The organism is Amycolatopsis sp. cmx-4-83 (genome assembly GCF_046548815.1).
Lineage (GTDB): Bacteria > Actinomycetota > Actinomycetes > Mycobacteriales > Pseudonocardiaceae > Amycolatopsis > Amycolatopsis pretoriensis_A.
Map to the genome: position 1 here is coordinate 112,781 of NZ_JAEBEF010000001.1, position 15,228 is coordinate 128,008.

15 protein-coding genes are annotated in these 15,228 nt (G+C 72.5%); 7 read left to right on the plus strand and 8 right to left on the minus strand.

Features of this window, described 5'->3' with window-relative positions; translation table 11 throughout:
- Positions 1-3 precede the first annotated feature (3 nt).
- The gene (locus ACLJQM_RS00570) at positions 4-2,913 is read right to left on the minus strand and encodes an ATP-binding protein (RefSeq protein WP_410629615.1); all 2,910 of its coding nucleotides are present in this window, start codon (positions 2,911-2,913) and stop codon (positions 4-6) included.
- 444 nt (positions 2,914-3,357) lie between these two features.
- Here ACLJQM_RS00570 and ACLJQM_RS00575 point away from each other — a divergent pair, with 444 nt between their 5' ends.
- The gene (locus ACLJQM_RS00575; RefSeq protein ID WP_360767486.1) at positions 3,358-4,461 is read left to right on the plus strand and encodes a S1 family peptidase; all 1,104 of its coding nucleotides are present in this window, start codon (positions 3,358-3,360) and stop codon (positions 4,459-4,461) included.
- 149 nt (positions 4,462-4,610) lie between these two features.
- Here the strand turns inward: ACLJQM_RS00575 and ACLJQM_RS00580 are convergent, their stop codons facing one another.
- On the minus strand, positions 4,611-5,015 hold the full coding sequence (locus ACLJQM_RS00580) for an SsgA family sporulation/cell division regulator (RefSeq protein WP_360767489.1): 405 nt from the start codon (positions 5,013-5,015) through the stop codon (positions 4,611-4,613).
- 155 nt (positions 5,016-5,170) lie between these two features.
- A complete protein-coding gene (locus ACLJQM_RS00585) occupies positions 5,171-6,370 on the minus strand; it encodes an MFS transporter (protein WP_410629617.1) in 1,200 nt (399 codons plus the stop codon).
- A gap of 423 nt (positions 6,371-6,793) precedes the next feature.
- Here ACLJQM_RS00585 and ACLJQM_RS00590 point away from each other — a divergent pair, with 423 nt between their 5' ends.
- Positions 6,794-7,132: a hypothetical protein gene (locus tag ACLJQM_RS00590; RefSeq protein ID WP_247015763.1), complete on the plus strand. Its 339-nt coding sequence runs from the start codon at positions 6,794-6,796 to the stop codon at positions 7,130-7,132.
- On the opposite strand, the gene ACLJQM_RS00595 is transcribed toward ACLJQM_RS00590, so the two are convergent.
- Positions 7,129-7,602 carry an Lrp/AsnC family transcriptional regulator gene (locus tag ACLJQM_RS00595; RefSeq protein ID WP_247015761.1) on the minus strand — a complete coding sequence of 158 codons (474 nt, stop codon included), beginning with the start codon at positions 7,600-7,602 and terminating at the stop codon, positions 7,129-7,131. The two genes, ACLJQM_RS00590 and ACLJQM_RS00595, sit on opposite strands and share 4 nt — an antisense overlap.
- A 214-nt stretch (positions 7,603-7,816) precedes the next feature.
- Here ACLJQM_RS00595 and ACLJQM_RS00600 point away from each other — a divergent pair, with 214 nt between their 5' ends.
- Entirely contained in the window at positions 7,817-8,806 is a 990-nt protein-coding gene (locus ACLJQM_RS00600) for a beta-ketoacyl-ACP synthase III (protein ID WP_247015759.1), read from the plus strand.
- Here ACLJQM_RS00600 and ACLJQM_RS00605 read toward each other — a convergent pair.
- On the minus strand, positions 8,794-10,293 hold the full coding sequence (locus ACLJQM_RS00605) for an adenylate/guanylate cyclase domain-containing protein (protein ID WP_410629620.1): 1,500 nt from the start codon (positions 10,291-10,293) through the stop codon (positions 8,794-8,796). The genes ACLJQM_RS00600 and ACLJQM_RS00605 overlap by 13 nt on opposite strands.
- A 64-nt stretch (positions 10,294-10,357) precedes the next feature.
- Between ACLJQM_RS00605 and ACLJQM_RS00610 the strand changes: the two genes are divergently transcribed.
- A complete protein-coding gene (locus ACLJQM_RS00610; protein ID WP_410629622.1) occupies positions 10,358-10,855 on the plus strand; it encodes an FBP domain-containing protein in 498 nt (165 codons plus the stop codon).
- Here ACLJQM_RS00610 and ACLJQM_RS00615 read toward each other — a convergent pair.
- Entirely contained in the window at positions 10,852-11,664 is an 813-nt protein-coding gene (locus tag ACLJQM_RS00615) for a class I SAM-dependent methyltransferase (RefSeq protein WP_410629624.1), read from the minus strand. The two genes, ACLJQM_RS00610 and ACLJQM_RS00615, sit on opposite strands and share 4 nt — an antisense overlap.
- On the minus strand, positions 11,664-12,347 hold the full coding sequence (locus tag ACLJQM_RS00620) for a FadR/GntR family transcriptional regulator (protein ID WP_396126609.1): 684 nt from the start codon (positions 12,345-12,347) through the stop codon (positions 11,664-11,666). The genes ACLJQM_RS00615 and ACLJQM_RS00620 overlap by 1 nt, the downstream gene beginning before the upstream one ends.
- 44 nt (positions 12,348-12,391) lie before the next feature.
- Between ACLJQM_RS00620 and ACLJQM_RS00625 the strand changes: the two genes are divergently transcribed.
- From ACLJQM_RS00625 to ACLJQM_RS00635, 3 genes are all read left to right on the plus strand, one after another.
- Positions 12,392-13,015, plus strand: a complete 624-nt coding sequence (locus ACLJQM_RS00625; protein ID WP_410629627.1) for a GNAT family N-acetyltransferase — start codon at positions 12,392-12,394, stop codon at positions 13,013-13,015.
- A gap of 114 nt (positions 13,016-13,129) precedes the next feature.
- A complete protein-coding gene (locus ACLJQM_RS00630; protein WP_410630268.1) occupies positions 13,130-13,216 on the plus strand; it encodes a hypothetical protein in 87 nt (28 codons plus the stop codon).
- 71 nt (positions 13,217-13,287) lie between these two features.
- Positions 13,288-14,061 carry a sulfite exporter TauE/SafE family protein gene (locus ACLJQM_RS00635; protein WP_410629629.1) on the plus strand — a complete coding sequence of 258 codons (774 nt, stop codon included), beginning with the start codon at positions 13,288-13,290 and terminating at the stop codon, positions 14,059-14,061.
- Here the strand turns inward: ACLJQM_RS00635 and hisC are convergent.
- On the minus strand, positions 14,042-15,106 hold the full coding sequence (gene hisC / locus ACLJQM_RS00640; protein ID WP_410629631.1) for a histidinol-phosphate transaminase: 1,065 nt from the start codon (positions 15,104-15,106) through the stop codon (positions 14,042-14,044). The genes ACLJQM_RS00635 and hisC overlap by 20 nt on opposite strands.
- Between the last annotated feature and the right edge of the window lie 122 nt (positions 15,107-15,228).

The following is a 15,228-nucleotide window of genomic DNA, read 5'->3' on the forward strand; positions in this document are numbered from 1 at the left end:
GGGTCAGCCGGCGGGGGCGGTGGCGAAGTCTCCGGGCAGTTTGCGGGCCACGTCCGTGCGAGAGCGCGCGCCGAGTTTGCGCAGCACCTTCGCCACGTGCTGTTCCACCGTGCGCGGCGAAAGGAACAGCCCGTCCGCGATCTCGCGGTTCGTCCGCCCCTCCGCGAGCATCCGCGCGACTTCGCGTTCACGCGGCGACAGCTCGCTCCCGTACCCCCGCCGCCCGCGTTGCGATGGCGCCCAAGCGCCGTGCTCGCGCAGCTGGTGACGGCAGCGGCCGGCGTCGCGGGTCGCGCCCAGCTGCTCGTACGCCTCCGCGGCCGCCGTCAGCTCCTCGACGGCGTCCCGGTTGCCCGCCGCCAGGCGGCACAGCGCGGCCCGCTCCCGCATCCCCGTCGCCGGGTAGGGCATCGGCAGGGCCGTGTAGCCCGCCGCGGCTTCGTCGAACAGCGCCGCCGCGGCCAGGTGCTTGCCCCGCGCCTCCAGCAGCACCGCGCGTCCGGCCACCAGGGCGGCCGCGGCCACCGGGGCGTCACGGTCCTCGATGCCGCGCGCGAACGCCTCGACCACGCTGTCCGCCTCGGGCCAGCGCCCGGCCCGCGCGTACGCCTGCGCCGCCGCCGGGACCAGCGCCGCCGCCCAGATCCAGACGCCCTTGCGCCCGGCCGCGGCCACCGCCGTGTCGGCCGCCGCGCAGGCGCCGTCGACGTCGTCGGTCGCCAGCAGGACCGAGATCAGCACGCCGGCGGCGGAGAGCACCACCGGGATCGGCCCGCGGTCGGGCGCGTGCACGCTCGCCGCGGCCAGGTGCCGTTGCGCCGCGGCGAACTCCCCGCGCACGGCCGCGAGCCCGCCGAGCACCAGGGACGACTCCATGACGATCGGGCCGAGTTCCGGGTAGCTGTCCCGCAGCTGCTCGGCCGCTTCGGCGAGCCCGTTCCAGCGCCCGCGCACCCAGTCGAGCCGGACGCGGGTGCCCTGGATCAGGCCGATCGCGTACAGCGCGCCGGCGTCGGTCGCGCGCCGGACGCCCTCGGTGACCAGCCGGTCCGCGCGCTCGAGGTGCCCGGCCCACGACTGGCCGTCGGCGAGGTTGCACCACAGCCGGGCCAGCTGGACGCGCTCGGCGACCGTGCCGACGGTGTCCGACAGCGCTTCGAACTCCGCCCACGCCGAGCCGTCGCCGACGTGCGACGCGGCCGCGATGCGGTCGGCGGTCAGGGCGAGCCGCAGCTCGGGGTCGTCGAGCCGCTCGTACACCTCGCCCGCGCGGGCGCGCCAGGATTCGTGCCACGACAACGGCGTCAGCCCGTCGATCGGCTGGGCCAGCAGCGTGATCCCGCGCGCGGCGAGGTCGGGCCGGTCGGTCAGCTCGCCGATCGCGCGCTCGACTTCGAGGCGGCCGCGGCCGAGCCCGCCGATGGTCCGGACCAGCAGCATGCCCAGGCTCAGCCGGATCGAGCCGCGGACCGACGGCGGCAGCGCCACCTCTTCCAGGACGCGCTCGAGCGTGCCGATCACGTCGGGGCGGAAACCTCGCAGTGCGACCTGGCTCAGCTTGCCGGCCACGCGCCCGGCGTCCGCCTGCGCCGGGCCGGGTTCGGCGAGCACCGACTGCAGCAGGTCGATCGCCCGGGACGTCTCACCGCGGGCGATGGCCTCGTCCGCGGCCGCTTCCGCGTAGTGCCGCCACTGGTCGACGCGGCCGGCCGCGCGGGAGTGCCGGGCCAGCAGCGTGAGCGGCGGGGACGGCTGCGCGGCGAGCACGCGGATCGCCTGCGCGTGCAGCAAAGCGCGTTCGGGTCCGCTGACCGTGTCGTAGACGGCCTTGCGCGCCAGCGGGTGCCGGAAGCCGTACTTGCCGTCGCCGACTTCGCCGAGCACGCCGCCCGACAACGCGGCGAGCAGCGCGGTCCGGAGCAGGTCGTCGGCGAGCCCGGCCAGCTCGCCCAGCACAGCGGCTTCGGCGCCGACGCCGAGCACCGCGGCCGCGCCGGCCAGCCGGACGGCCGGGTCGGGCAGCGCGGCGAGCCGTTCGGTGACGGCCTCCCGCAGCAGCACCGGCACCTCGAGGTTCTCCAGCAACCGGTCGGAAAGCACTTCGCCGACGGGCAGCCGTTCGGCCGCTTCCTTGAGCGCCCGCAAGGTTTCTTCGACCACGAACGGGATTCCGGCGGTGCACTCGTGCAGCTTCGCGGCGAACTCGTCGGTGACGCGCGGCAGTTCGAGGATTTCGACGGCCAGCGAGCGCACGGCGGCGACGTCGAGCGCGCCCAGCGCCACCCGGGCGGAGTACACGGCGGGGTCGGTCCGGAACGGCGCACCCAGCGGGCCGGGCCGGACGTCGGTGGCGGACCGGTAGGTGGCGACGACCGCCAGCTCCGGCGGCATCGCGCCGGCGAGGAACCGCATGAGGTCGCGGGTGTCCTCGTCGGCCCACTGGAGGTCGTCGATCAGCACGAGTGCCGGCCCGCAGGCGGCCAGGAGTTCCCGCACCGCCCGGAAGACGCGGTGCCGCTCGGCGACGGGGTCGTCGAGCGGCTCGGGGCGCGGGGGAAGCGCTTCCGCGAGCTCCGGCAGCAACGGCCGCAGCACGCCGGCGACCGGGCTCAGCGGGCCGAGCGGCGTGTCGCCGACCGCGCGAAGCGCTTCCAGGACGGGCCCGTAGGGAAAGGGTTCCCGCAGCGGCTGGCAGGCGCCGGTGAGCACGCGGCCGCCGTCGAACTCCTTGCGCCGCCCGATCTCCGCGAGCAGCCGGGTCCGGCCCATGCCGGGTTCACCCTCGATCAGCACCGCCGCGGGACGGTGCCGGAGCACGTCGACGATGGCGTCCAGTTCGGGGTCGCGGCCGGTCAGCCGGGCGGGTCCGGACCGGACGGAAACCGAGGTGGGGCGGGGAGCGGTCAACCACATATGACCTCCTCGGCGCTCCGGCACTGTGCGCGGGAGCCTAAGCAGAGCTGATCGTCCCGTAAACCATTAACCGAATAGGTGGTCGGTACCGGCGCCACTCGTCCGCCTACCCGCTGTCACCGGTTTGCCGTGGGATCCCCCGGTTCCGGGTCACTGCGCGTGCGAAACGTCTGCGTTTCCCCCGCTCCGGGGGTGCTTAACGCGTTCCGGGAAGTGTCCCGGCTACCGAAAGTAGTTCACGGAAACCCTACTTAAGGACCTGTCCGACCGGGTGACATCGCGGGTGCAGGACCGCTTGGAGCAGGGGATTCGTCCGGGGTGAATGCGTATACCCATTCGCCGGGCGCCCGGATTGCACCGTAACGCCCACTGCGGGGACGCTCAGCCGGGGGAGTACCGCTGCGTGGCCGGTGCGGAGCCGCGCGTAACCAACTAGGGAGAAGCATGAAGATCGCCAGACTCTTCGGTGCCGCTGCCGCCGTGGTGATGACGACGGGCGCGCTCGCCGCGATCGCCGTCCCCGCGTCGGGCCAGGACCTGCTGAACCCGGACATCGTGCCCGCCATGCAGCGCGACCTCGGCCTGAGCCACGACCAGGTGCTGTCGCGGCTGAAGAGCGAGGACGTCGCGAACAAGGTCACCGAAGCGGTCAGCGCGACGCTCGGCGACGCGTTCGGCGGCGCGACCTACAACGCCGCCACCGGCAAGGCGCACATCCAGACGACGAACGCCGCTTCGGTCGCCAAGATCCGCGAAGCCGGGGCCGAGGCGGAGGTCGTGAAGTTCAGCGCCCGCCAGCTCGACTCCACTGTGGACAAGTTCACCGCACTCGACAAGTCGGCGCCGTACGCGATCACCGGCTGGGGCGTCGACTCCACCACCAACCGCGTCACGCTCTCCGTGCTGCAAGGCCAGCGGGCCGCGGCCGACGCCTTCCTCACCCAGTCCGGTGTGGACAAGTCGTCGGTCACGATCCTCGACGCCGCGGCGAAACCGACGCTGCACGCCAACATCCGCGGCGGTGACGCCTACTACATCGGCGGTTCGTCGCGCTGCTCGGTCGGTTTCGCGACCACGACCGGCTTCGTCACCGCCGGCCACTGCGGGGCGCTCACCGGCGGCGGCTCGCTGACCGGGTCGAACGGCGCGGCGCTCGGCAGCTGGATCACCTACCGGTTCCCGGGTGTCGACTACGCGGCGGTCCGGACCAACAGCAGCTGGACCCCGGTCGCGCAGATGAACAACGGCACCGCGGTGCGCGGGCAGTCGAACGCCGCGACCGGCACGTCGGTCTGCAAGGCCGGCTCGACCACCGGCTGGACCTGCGGCACGATCGGCGCCAAGAACCAGAGCGTCCGCTACTCCGAGGGCACGGTCAACGGCATGACGGCGACCAACGTCCGCTCGGCCGCGGGTGACTCGGGCGGCGGCTTCATCAGCGGCAACTCCGCGCAGGGCGTGCTGTCCGGCGGCAACACCACCGTGACGTACTTCTACCCGATCGCCGGCGCGCTGTCCGGCACCGGCACCACCCTCAAGACCAGCTGATCGGCGGATACGCGAAAGGGCGGGGTTTCGAGTGCCTGGAGGGGGCACCGGGCGCCCAGCGCCTCCGTTGAGGGAGGCGGTGGGGGCATCGGTGGAGCACTCGAAACCCCGCCCTTCGTTCCTCGCCGCGGGATTGGGAGGTTCAGGGGTCAGACGTTGCTGATCTCCTCGATCAGCCCGTCGACGTCGAAGTGCGCGCTCTCTTCGCCGTGCGGCACCAGTTCGAAGGACGCCTCGAGGAACGTCCGGATGTCTTCGCGCTCCAGCTCGAACGACGCATAGCCGTCCGGTGACTCGATTTCCAGGGTCAGGAAGTCTTCGTCTTCCGACAGATCCGGTCGGATCCGGACGTCGCCGAGACCGGTGGGCTCGTCGAGCCCGGACACGAGGAGGTCACGCGCGAAGGTCCACTCGATCCACCGGCCGCGCTCGGTCCGGAAGGCCACGGTCACCGCGAACGGCTCGGTGGAGTGGTAGGACAGGCGCGACAGGACGGGTGTGGTGCTCTCGTTCAGCAGCACGAACTGGCTCTGGTGTACGGCGTCGGTGTGCACGGCCCCTCCTGGAGTCTCGCGGTCGGTTCGCGCGGCGCGAACTGTTCGGCAAGGAGATGACCAGGGCCTGCGGTCATGACGGAGAAAGCTTCACGTTCACTTGATCGGTTGCATCGGTCCATTGTGGTGTAACGCCGGGCACATACCCCTTGCGCTCAGGCGGCCACGGGTGGTGACGGCTCCCGCAAGGCGCCGGGCAGCCGTTTCCGCAGCGCGAGCAGGGCCGGGACGGCGGAAGCGCAGGTCAGCGCCAGCACCGACCAGGTCAGGGCGTTGCCCGCGGTGAGCAGCAGGGCCAGCAGCCCGGGCGCGAGCGCCACCGGGAGCCCCCAGGAGAGCTGGAAGATCGAGCTGGCCCGCCCTTCGGCCCCGGGCGGCGCGGCTTCGGCGGCCGCCGCGGTGGCGGTCGGGCCGAACATCGCTTCCGCGACCGAGAAGCCCACGCTGGCCACGAAGATCAGCCCGGCGGCGACGTCCAGCGGAACGGCTTCCAGCGGGACCAGCAGCGCGAAGCAAACCGCGAACAGCACCGCGGACCCGAGCAGCCCGGCCGTCCGGCTCCGGCGGGCCAGCACGGCGATGATCGGCCGCTGGGTGGTGACGACGACCACGGTCCCCACCGCGATCGCGGTCCCGGCGATCCACTGTGGACCGTGCAGCAGATCCCGCACGACGATCGGCAGCACGGCGAACTTGCTCGCGCTGGCGAGCGTGAAAGCCAGGTGGGTGAGGCAAAACCCGGTGAACGGCCGATCCCCGAGCACGGCCCGCCAGCTCCCGGCCGGCCGGTCCGTGCGGGCTTCGGCACGGGGGAGCAGGCGGATCAGCACCGCCGCCACGGCGAAGCTCGCCGCGTTGACGTAGGCGAGCAGGTGGAAGGCCCACGGACTGGTGAGGGTCGGCAGCACCGCCATCGCGGCGGCGCCGACCCCCGCCCCGGCGAACCGCCCCACCGTCTGCGTCGCGAGCACGCGATCGGTGTCCCGCCCACCGGCGAGCCGAGCGGCCATCGGCGCGTTGCAGGTCCAGAACAGCCGATCCCCGAACCCGGCCACGGCCGAGACGACGACCACCTGCCAGCTGCTGTGCACGAACGGGTAGGCGCAGAAGGCCCCGACCCGCACGAGGTTCCCGCCGACGAGCAACGCCCGCGGCCCGAACCGATCCATCGCGGCCCCGGTGGCCGGCCCGCTGACGAGCGCGAGCACCGCACCGGTGCTCAGCGACGTCCCGGCGTCGACCAGGCCCAGGCCCTGGCCGTGCACGAGGAAGAGCAGGGCGAACGGCACCCAGAGCCCGCTCCCGAGCGCGTCGATCACCGTGGCGGCCAGGAAGAGCCGTCGGTCCCGAACCATGGCGCGGAGTCCTTCCCCCAGGTGGACAGCGGGCCAGGATATCGGCGGGCGGCCCGCGGTCCCACCTATTTGCCCGCGACGGCGCACCACCCGACCGCCGGCCGCGGCGAGGGGATGTCATGGAGCCGGGGAGCCGGCTGGTGCCGGTGCTGCTGACGATGTGCGTCACGGCCTGCGCGGGGCAGACCGACGGGCCAGCCGCTTCGGCTACCGTGAAGGCCGAGCCGGATCTCCTCTCGCGCCCCCGACCCGGCCGGGTTCCTGCCGCACCTCACCCGCAGCGACGTCCTCGCGCATGGTGTTCACCCCGGCGGGGATCGCCGGGAGCACGGTCTGGAACGTGTTGGTCCCGCTCGTCCCGGCCGGGTTCCTGCCGGCACGCGCTTTGCGCTCGACGCCTACACCTTCGAGGACCAGGCCCACGTGATCGGGCCGGACCAGGCGATCGCGGTCGGGGCGACCGTCGCGCGCGGGAGCGTCGACGTCGGGGCCGTCCGGGCGCAGGCCGACCGGTGTGGCCGGGTCGGCGACGGCGACGCCCTCGACGTCCGGTTCGCTCTCCCGCCGAACCCGAAGGCGGACCCCGCCCAGGTGCTCGCGATCAAGACGACGACCGGCGGTGACCTGGTCAAGCTGACCTACGTCGCCCAGGTCGGCACCTACGTCGTCACGGCCTTCGCGCTCTGCGGGAAGCAGCCCGTCTGCGAAGCCGCGCTCAACCCGGTCCTGGCCGACGGCGCCGCCAAGGCTCGCGCCGCCTAGGGGCCGAGCGGGAGGTCGAGGCCCACCTTCACCCGGTCCATCGCCACGCTCGTCGTGAAGTGGCGGACGTTCGGGTTCTCGAAGAACATCCGCCGGGTGAAGGCCTCGAAGCCCGCCATGTCCGGGCACGTCACGATCAGCACGAAGTCCGCGTTGCCGGTCACGTAATAACACTGCTGGACGCAGTCGTCGGTGAGCACCTGGCGGCGGAACGCGTCGAGGACCGCGAGGTTCTCGCGCTCCATCTCGACCATCACCACGAACGTCATGGCCAGCCCGAGCGCCTCCGGCGAAAGCACCGCCACCTCGCGCTCGATGACGCCCGCCTCGCGCAGCCGCTTGATCCGCCGCTGGACCGCCGCGGCCGACAGGCCGACCTTCGCGCCGATCGTCTCGGCGATGGTGCGGGCGTCCGCCTGGAGGCAGGCGAGGATGGCGGTGTCCAGCTGGTCGAGGTCGGGTGTCTGCACTCCAGCAGGCTAACCGGCACCCCCGACAATCCGCCTGGAGTTACTTCGGGGCTCACTCCTCCGTGACGTCGCTCACTACTCCGGACGAGGCGAAGATGAAACAACTTTTTGAGTGACCTGGAACACAACTCACCGGTCTACCAGGGGGTAGCCCATACAAGTGGAGAGAACCAGCCGGTCGTTCGCCTACCCACCGGCGTGGGGAGGCTCTCCCGTGCCCGCACCTGCCGCCGTGCTGACCGGCCTCGGCTCGTGGTTGCCGACGAAAGTCCTGGACAACCACGAGATCGCCACCCGGCTGGACACCTCGGACGAGTGGATCCGGACCCGCACCGGGATCCGCGAGCGCCGCGTCGCCGGACCGGACGAGTCCACTGTGGACCTCGCGGTCGGGGCGGGCCGCGAAGCGCTGGGCGGCGGGAGCGCCGACGTCGTCGTGCTCGCCACCTCGACGCCCGACCAGCCGTGCCCGGCGAGCGCGCCGCAGGTCGCCGCCCGGCTCGGGCTCGGTACGGCCGCGGCGTTCGACGTCAACGCCGTCTGCAGCGGCTTCGTCTACGCGCTGGCCACCGCGGCCGGGTTCATCGCCGGCGGGATCGCCGAGCGCGTGCTCGTGATCGGCGCAGACACCTTCACCACGCTCATCGACCCGGCCGACCGCACGACCGTGCCGATCTTCGGCGACGGTGCCGGCGCGGTCCTGCTCCGGGCGGGCGACGCCGGCGAGCCCGGCGCGTTCGGGCCGTTCGACCTGCACAGCGAGGGCGAGCTCGCCGACCTGCTCTGGGTCGAAGCGGGCGGCGCCCGGAAGCGGCTGTCCGACACCCCGGCCGACCGGTTCCTCGCCATGCAGGGCACCGCGGTCTTCCGCCACGCCTGCGCGCGGATGGCGGAGTCGTCCCGGACGGTGCTGAACGCCGCCGGCTGGATGGTCGGCGACGTCGACCGCTTCGTCGGGCACCAGGCCAACATCCGGATCCTCCAGGCGACGGCGAAGCAGCTGGGCATGCCGGCGGACGCCGTCGTCGCCAACATCGACCGCGTCGGCAACACCAGCGCCGCGTCGATCCCGCTCGCGCTGGCCGACGCCCGCGCCGACGGCACCCTCGCGCCCGGCCACCGCGTCCTGCTCAGCGCGTTCGGCGCGGGCCTGACCTGGGGCTCGACCGTGCTGCGCTGGCCGGATCTGGGTCAGTTGTCCTGAGGGTCCGGGACGGCTGTCCAAGTCGGCGTCGCTTCCTGGCGGCCGCGCAGCTCCAGCTCGCCGTGCTTCGCCCAGTACGCGGCTTCGCTCGGCAACGCCGCGGAGACGACGGCGTCGCTGGCCAGGATGCGTGACGGCGTCGCCTTCGCCAGCTCGGTCAGCCGCGCGGCCTCGTTGACCGCGTCGCCGATCACGGTGTACTCGAGCCGGCTGCTGCTGCCGAGCTGCCCGGCGAACACCGGGCCGCTCGAGACGCCGATGCCGAGGTCGAGCTCACCCGTCTCGCGGACCGCGTCCCGGATCGCGCGGGCCGCGGCCAGCGCGGCGGTGGGCGCGTCCGCGAGCCGCGTCGGGGCGCCGAAGATGCACAGCGCGGCGTCGCCCTGGAACTTGTTGACCAGCCCGCCGCGGGCGCCGACCGCGGAGACGACGGCGGCGAACAGCCGGTTCAGCTTCCCGACCAGCTCCTCCGGCGGCGTCCGGTAGGCGAGCGCGGTCGAGTCGACGACGTCGACGAACAACGCCGTCACCTCGCGGACGTCCCCGGACAGCGATGCGCCGTACTCCAGCGCGTGCCGGGCGACGTCGGCGCCGACGTGCCTGCCGAAGAGGTCCCGCATCCGCGCCTGCTCGCGCAGGCCGGCGGCGAGCTGGTTCACCGACGTCTGGAGCAGGCCGATCTCGCTGGAGTCGTCGACGTCGACCACCACGTCGGTGTCGCCGCGCGCGATCTCGTCGAGCGCCACGCGCAGCCGGTGCAGCGGCGCCGCGACCGCCCTGGCCAGCAGCGCGGTGCCGATCGCGCCGACGCTCAACCCGATCACCGACAGCATGACCAGGCTGGCGGTGGGGTTGCCCGAGCCGAGGTCCGGCGGCGTGGCAACGAGGAGCACGCCCACGAACGGGACGCCGCTGGCCAGCGCCCAGGTGACGACCAGCCGGGTGAGCACGGTGACGGGCAGCGAGCCGCGCGGCGGCAGGACGCCGAGCGCGATCGTCATCACCGGCCGCGCCACCCACTCGGCCGCGAGGTAGGTGAGCCCGACGGTGGTCAGCCCGCCGAGGCCGATCACCGTCGCCATGCCGACGGCGTCGTCGGACGAGCCGAGCGCGCCCGCGAGCGCGGTGAGCACGGCGGTGCCGATCAGCCAGAGCGTTCCGCTGACCACGGCCATGTCGACGGGCAGCCGTAACGCCCGCCTGGCCTCGCTCTCCGACGGCGGCCGGCCGAGCACGAACCAGATCGCGGTGCGCCGCTGCAGCCACGCCGTCCACGCCGTGCCGGCGAGCAGCGACGCCGCGACGATGAGGGCGGCGGTCAGGCCGAGCACCCACCCGTGGTCGCCGACGTCGCTGGGCAGGCCCTGCAGCACCAGCAGCAGGGCGACCACCCCGGACCCGGCGACGCTGGAGCCGATGCCCAGCCCGGCGAAGCCCAGGCTGGTGCGCAACACCACGCGGAAGTTCTTGACGGCGATCTTGCGCACGGCGTTGATCGTACGGCCGAAAATGCGTGGCCACCCGCGGTGCCCGCTGGTTACCGTGCCGAGCATGGACCCACTCGGCCAGGACGAGATCCGGGCCTCGTTCGTCAACTGCACCCGCGGCGAAGCCAAGGGCGTGACGCTGCCCGCCCGGCCCGAAGACATCCCGTGGGACAAGCGGGAATTCCTCGGCTGGCGCGACCCCAAGGCACCGGGGCGCGCCTACCTCGTGCTGCCCTACGGCGGTGAGGTGGTCGGGCTCGCCCTGCGAGCGGCGCCCGCGCCGAAAACCCGCCTGCGGAGCAACATCTGCGGCTTCTGCACCACGACCCACGGGCTCGCGGACATCACGCTGTTCTCCGGCAAGCGCGCCGGGAAGGCCGGGCGCGACGGCAACACGCTGGGCATCTACGCCTGCGGCAACCTCGCCTGCTGCCAGTACGTCCGCGGTGAGCTGAAGTCCGACGTGCCCCAGCCGTTCGAGACGCTCACGGAGGCGGACCGCACCGCGCGGCTCGAGGAGAAGCTGCACAAGTTCGTGGCGCGGGTGCTGGAGTCCCGTTAGAAGCGGTACCGCACGAGGTGCGCCATCCGCGCGAGCGGCGGGAAGTACTTGAGGGTCCGCAGCTGGAACCGCGTGAACGGCCGCAGCCGGGCCAGGACGTCCGGGGTGGACCAGTGCGCGGCGTCCAAAGAGGACACCAGCGTCAGGCCGTAGCGCTCCAGCTCGTGCGGGTCGTCGACGCCCCAGCGCAGCGTCGCTTTCGCGCGCCGGACCGGGGTGTTGAGCTTCTGCGCCTTGATGCCGAGCTTGCTGAAGACGTCGCAGACGAGCTCGCCGGACGGGAACTTCGCGACCAGCCGCCGGATCAGCTCGGTGCCGTCCTCGGGGGTCAGGTACATGGTCAGGCCCTCGGCGACGATCAGCGCGGGCCGGTCGGACGGCACCTGGTCGAGCCAGCCGAAGTCGGTCACCGACGTGCCGATGTTCGTCTGGTTCGGCGCCGGCGCGTAGAGCTTCTCGCGCAGCTCGACGACCTCGGGGTAGTCGACGTCGTACCAGTGGACGGTTTCCGGCGGGGCGAGGCGCTGGAACCGGGTGTCCATGCCGCAGCCGAGGTGCAGCACGACGGCGTCCGGGTGCTGCGCGAGGTACTCGGCGGCCCAGCCGTCGATCGGCTTCGCGCGCAGGACGATGCTCACGGCGCTGTCGCGGGTGATGCCGAGCTGGGCGAAGTCGTAGTCGATCTGCCGGACGGCCTCGTCGGCGGCGTGGTCGCCGAGCACCGGGTCCGCCTCGCGGCTGTCGAGCGCGCGGCCGTAGAGGGTGGCCAGCATGGTGGCCTTTTCCTCGGTGAAGTGCACCTTTTCCATCAGGGCTCCTCCGCGGCGAAGTCGTGGGCGTAGGTCTTGGCGTCGAGCAGGTGCTTGAGGGTCAGCTCGCGGGCCGCGGCCGGGTCGGAGCGGCGGACGGCGTCGAGGATGGCGCGGTGGTCGTCGACGGCCTTGCGGATCTGGCCGGGCAGCCGCAACGCCGCCCGCCGCTCCTCGCCGACCAGCGCGAGGACCGAGCGCAGCAGCCCGGCGACGTCGTCGTTGCCCGCGTTCTGCGCGATCACCCGGTGGAACTCGGCGTCGGTGGCGATGACGCGCAGCATGTCCCCGTCCTCGGCGGCTTTCGCCATCTCGGCGACGTTGTCCTCGAGGCGGCTCAGGGTCTTCGCGGTGGCGTGCCGAGCGAGGCGCTCGGCGAGCGTCGGCTCGACGGTCGCGCGCAGGTCGAAGAGCTTTTCGACGAGCTGGTCGTGCTCGGTGAACCAGGTCCGCAGGGGCTGCTCCCGCTGCTCGGCCACGTAGGTACCGGAGCCGGCGCGGATCTGCACGTACCCGATGGAGGCGAGCACGCGCAGTGCCTGCCGCAGCGACCCGCGGCTGATGCCGAGCTCCTCGCACAGCACGCGCTCGGCGGGCAGCCGCGACCCCGGCGGCAGGTCGCCGGCGTCGATCCGCGACCGCAGCCGGTCGACGGTCGCGCTCCAGACCTGCTCGGTGTCCACGCCGCCCATCCTGTCAGCTCCGGGAATTGTCGGGGGTGCCTGTCATGATCGGCGACGTGGAGATCTTGGGGGCGTGGGCCGCGGGCTGGGCGGTGTCTCGGGCGGTGCCGGAGCCGGTCGAGGAGCCGGACGGGCACCGCTTGGACGTCGGCTTGCCCGGCCACCGGGTGCGGTACTTGCTGCGCTCGCCGTCGACGGTGGCGGCGCGGGCCCGGACGGTGGCTTCGCCGGGTACGTGGCTGAAGACGTGCGGATCGCGGCCTGCGGTTTTGGCGGGGCTGACGGCGGAGTGGAAGGCGGGGGAGACGGAGTACTTGATGACGTTCGAGGGAGCGGTGCCTGCCGCGGTCGCCCCACCGGGCTACGCGGTGGCGGTGACGGGTTCAGCTCCGGCCTGGGACGTGGCGGTGTCTTTCGACGGTGCTCCGGCGGCGCGCGGCCGGGTCGCGGTGGCCTCCGGAGTGGCGGTGTTCGACAAGATCGAAACGGAGCCGGACCACCGCCGCCGCGGCCTGGGCCGGGTGGTGATGCACCAGCTGAGTGCGGTGGCCGGGGCCGAGACGAGCGCGTTGCTGGCCACGGAGGCCGGCCGCGGGCTGTACGCCTCGCTCGGCTGGCGGGTCGCGGCCGAAGTGGTGCCGGCGCACGTACCCGAAGGAGCGGTATGACGGCGAAGTTCAAGGACCTCGCGTTGGACGCGAACGACCACCAGGCCCTGGCGGACTGGTGGTGCCGATCGTCGACCCGGCCGGGGAAGGCTGCTGGCACTGGGCGCGACCCTGATCCGCGAGCGAGGAGGTGATGTCGACTGGGACCAGCTGGCCGACCCGGAGGGCAACGAGTTCTGCGTGTTCGCCCCGAGTGTCTGACCAGACACATCTGACCCCGTGCGCGTCGCGGCACCGGCCCACCATGCTTAGGCTCCGCACGTGAATGCTTCATGACGTGGTGGCACGCGGCGATCATCGTGGTCGCCGGGATCTGGGCGGGCACCATCAACGCCGTCGTCGGGTCGGGGACGCTCGTGACGTTCCCCGTGCTCGTCGCGCTCGGGTACCCGCCGGTGACGGCGACGACGTCGAACGCCATCGGGCTCGCGCCCGGGACGCTCAGCGGGGCCTGGGGTTACCGCCACGAGCTCGAGGGCTACTGGCGGCAGACTGCGAAGTTCGCCGTCGCGTCGTTCCTCGGGGCCATCGGCGGCACGATCCTGCTGCTTTCGCTGCCGAAGGACGCCTTCGAAGCCGTCGTGCCCGTGCTGGTCGGCCTCGCCGTGATCCTCGTGATCGTGCAGCCGAAGGTCTCGAAGTGGGTCGCGAAGCGCCGCGAAGGCAACGGCGAAGAGCACAAAGCCGGGCCGCTGCTGATGTTCTTCATCTTCCTCATCGGCATCTACGGCGGGTACTTCACCGCCGCGCAGGGCGTGATGCTGATGGCCGTCATGGGGATGCTGCTGTCCGAGCCGCTGCAGAAGCTCAACGGCGTCAAGAACGTGCTCGCCGCCGTCGTCAACGTCGTCGCCGGGGTGATCTACGCGTTCGTCGCGCCGATCAGCTGGCCCGTCGTGCTGTGGCTGGCGGTCGGCTCGACCGCCGGCGGCTTCCTCGGCGCGAAGATCGGCCGGAAGCTGCCGCCGGCGGTGCTGCGCGGCGTGATCGTGGTGATCGGCGTCGCCGCCGTCATCCAGCTGGTGGTCAAGCAGTTCGCGAGCTGAATTCCCGAGCGGCAGCCAGGAACAGGTCGTTCTCGTCGCGGGTCCCGATGGTCACGCGCACGCCGTCGCCGGCGAACGGGCGCACCACCAGCTTGCGGTCCAGCGCGTGCTCCGCGAACGGCACCGCCTGGTCACCGAGCGGCAGCCAGACGAAGTTCGCCTGCGTCTCGGGCACCTGGTAGCCGGCTTCGAGCAGCGCGTCCCGGACCCGCCCGCGTTCGACGACGATCTCCTGGCAGCGCGCCAGCAGTTCGTCGGCCGCGTCCAGCGATGCCAGCGCCGCGACCTGGGCGAGCATGTTCACCGAGAAGGCGACGTACACCTGGCGAAGCGCGTCCGCGATCGGTTCCGGCGCGACCGCGTAGCCCACGCGCAGGCCCGCGAGGCCGTATGCCTTCGAGAACGTGCGCAGCACCATGACGTTCGAGCGCGTCCGCGTGTACTCGACGCCGTCGGGCACCTCCGGGTCGGTCACGAACTCCTTGTACGCCTCGTCGAGCACGACCAGCACGCGCTCCGGGACGGCGTCCAGGAACCGCTCGAGCTCCGCGCGGCGGATCGCCGTGCCGGTCGGGTTGTTCGGGTTGCAGACGAAGACGATCCGCGTCTTGTCGGTGATCGCCGCGAGCATCGCGTGGAGGTCGAGCTCCTGGCTCTCGGTGATCGGCACCTTCACCGAGACGGCGTTCGCGACCTGCGTGACGATCGGGTATGCCTCGAAGGAGCGCCAAGCGAAGATGACCTCTTCACCGGGCGCGCACACGGCCTGGATCGTCTGCTGGCACAGCGACACCGAGCCGCAGCCGATCGCCACCTGCGCCACCGGGACGTCCAGCTCGCGGGCCAGCCGCTCGCGCAGCGCCTGCGAGCCGGTGTCGGGGTAGCGGTTGATCCCGGCCGCGGCCTCGGCGATCGCCTGGGCGACGCTCGGCAGCGCGCCGCCGGGCACCTCGTTGCTCGCCAGCTTGATCGCGCCTTCGATCGTCCGGCCGGGGACGTATTTCGGCAACGATTCGAGATCGGCACGCGGGGACACGGACGGCATCTTCGGCGCTCCTGGAATTCGACGGGACGACCCGGCCACCGTATCTTTTCCGCCCGCCGCCCCGCGAGTCCCTTCAGACGGTCGGTGCCGTGCTCTCCTGCCACACTGGGTTCCTCCCGTTC

What these genes read in the sequence shown, in the direction of transcription:
- ACLJQM_RS00570 (WP_410629615.1), bottom strand. Translation starts at nt 2,913, where the DNA reads ATGTGGTTGACCGCTCCCCGCCCCACCTCGGTTTCCGTCCGGTCCGGA.
- ACLJQM_RS00575 (WP_360767486.1), top strand. Translation starts at nt 3,358, where the DNA reads ATGAAGATCGCCAGACTCTTCGGTGCCGCTGCCGCCGTGGTGATGACG.
- ACLJQM_RS00585 (WP_410629617.1), bottom strand. Translation starts at nt 6,370, where the DNA reads ATGGTTCGGGACCGACGGCTCTTCCTGGCCGCCACGGTGATCGACGCG.
- ACLJQM_RS00610 (WP_410629622.1), top strand. Translation starts at nt 10,358, where the DNA reads ATGGACCCACTCGGCCAGGACGAGATCCGGGCCTCGTTCGTCAACTGC.
- ACLJQM_RS00615 (WP_410629624.1), bottom strand. Translation starts at nt 11,664, where the DNA reads ATGGAAAAGGTGCACTTCACCGAGGAAAAGGCCACCATGCTGGCCACC.
- ACLJQM_RS00625 (WP_410629627.1), top strand. Translation starts at nt 12,392, where the DNA reads ATGATCGGCGACGTGGAGATCTTGGGGGCGTGGGCCGCGGGCTGGGCG.
- ACLJQM_RS00635 (WP_410629629.1), top strand. Translation starts at nt 13,288, where the DNA reads ATGACGTGGTGGCACGCGGCGATCATCGTGGTCGCCGGGATCTGGGCG.
- hisC (WP_410629631.1), bottom strand. Translation starts at nt 15,106, where the DNA reads ATGCCGTCCGTGTCCCCGCGTGCCGATCTCGAATCGTTGCCGAAATAC.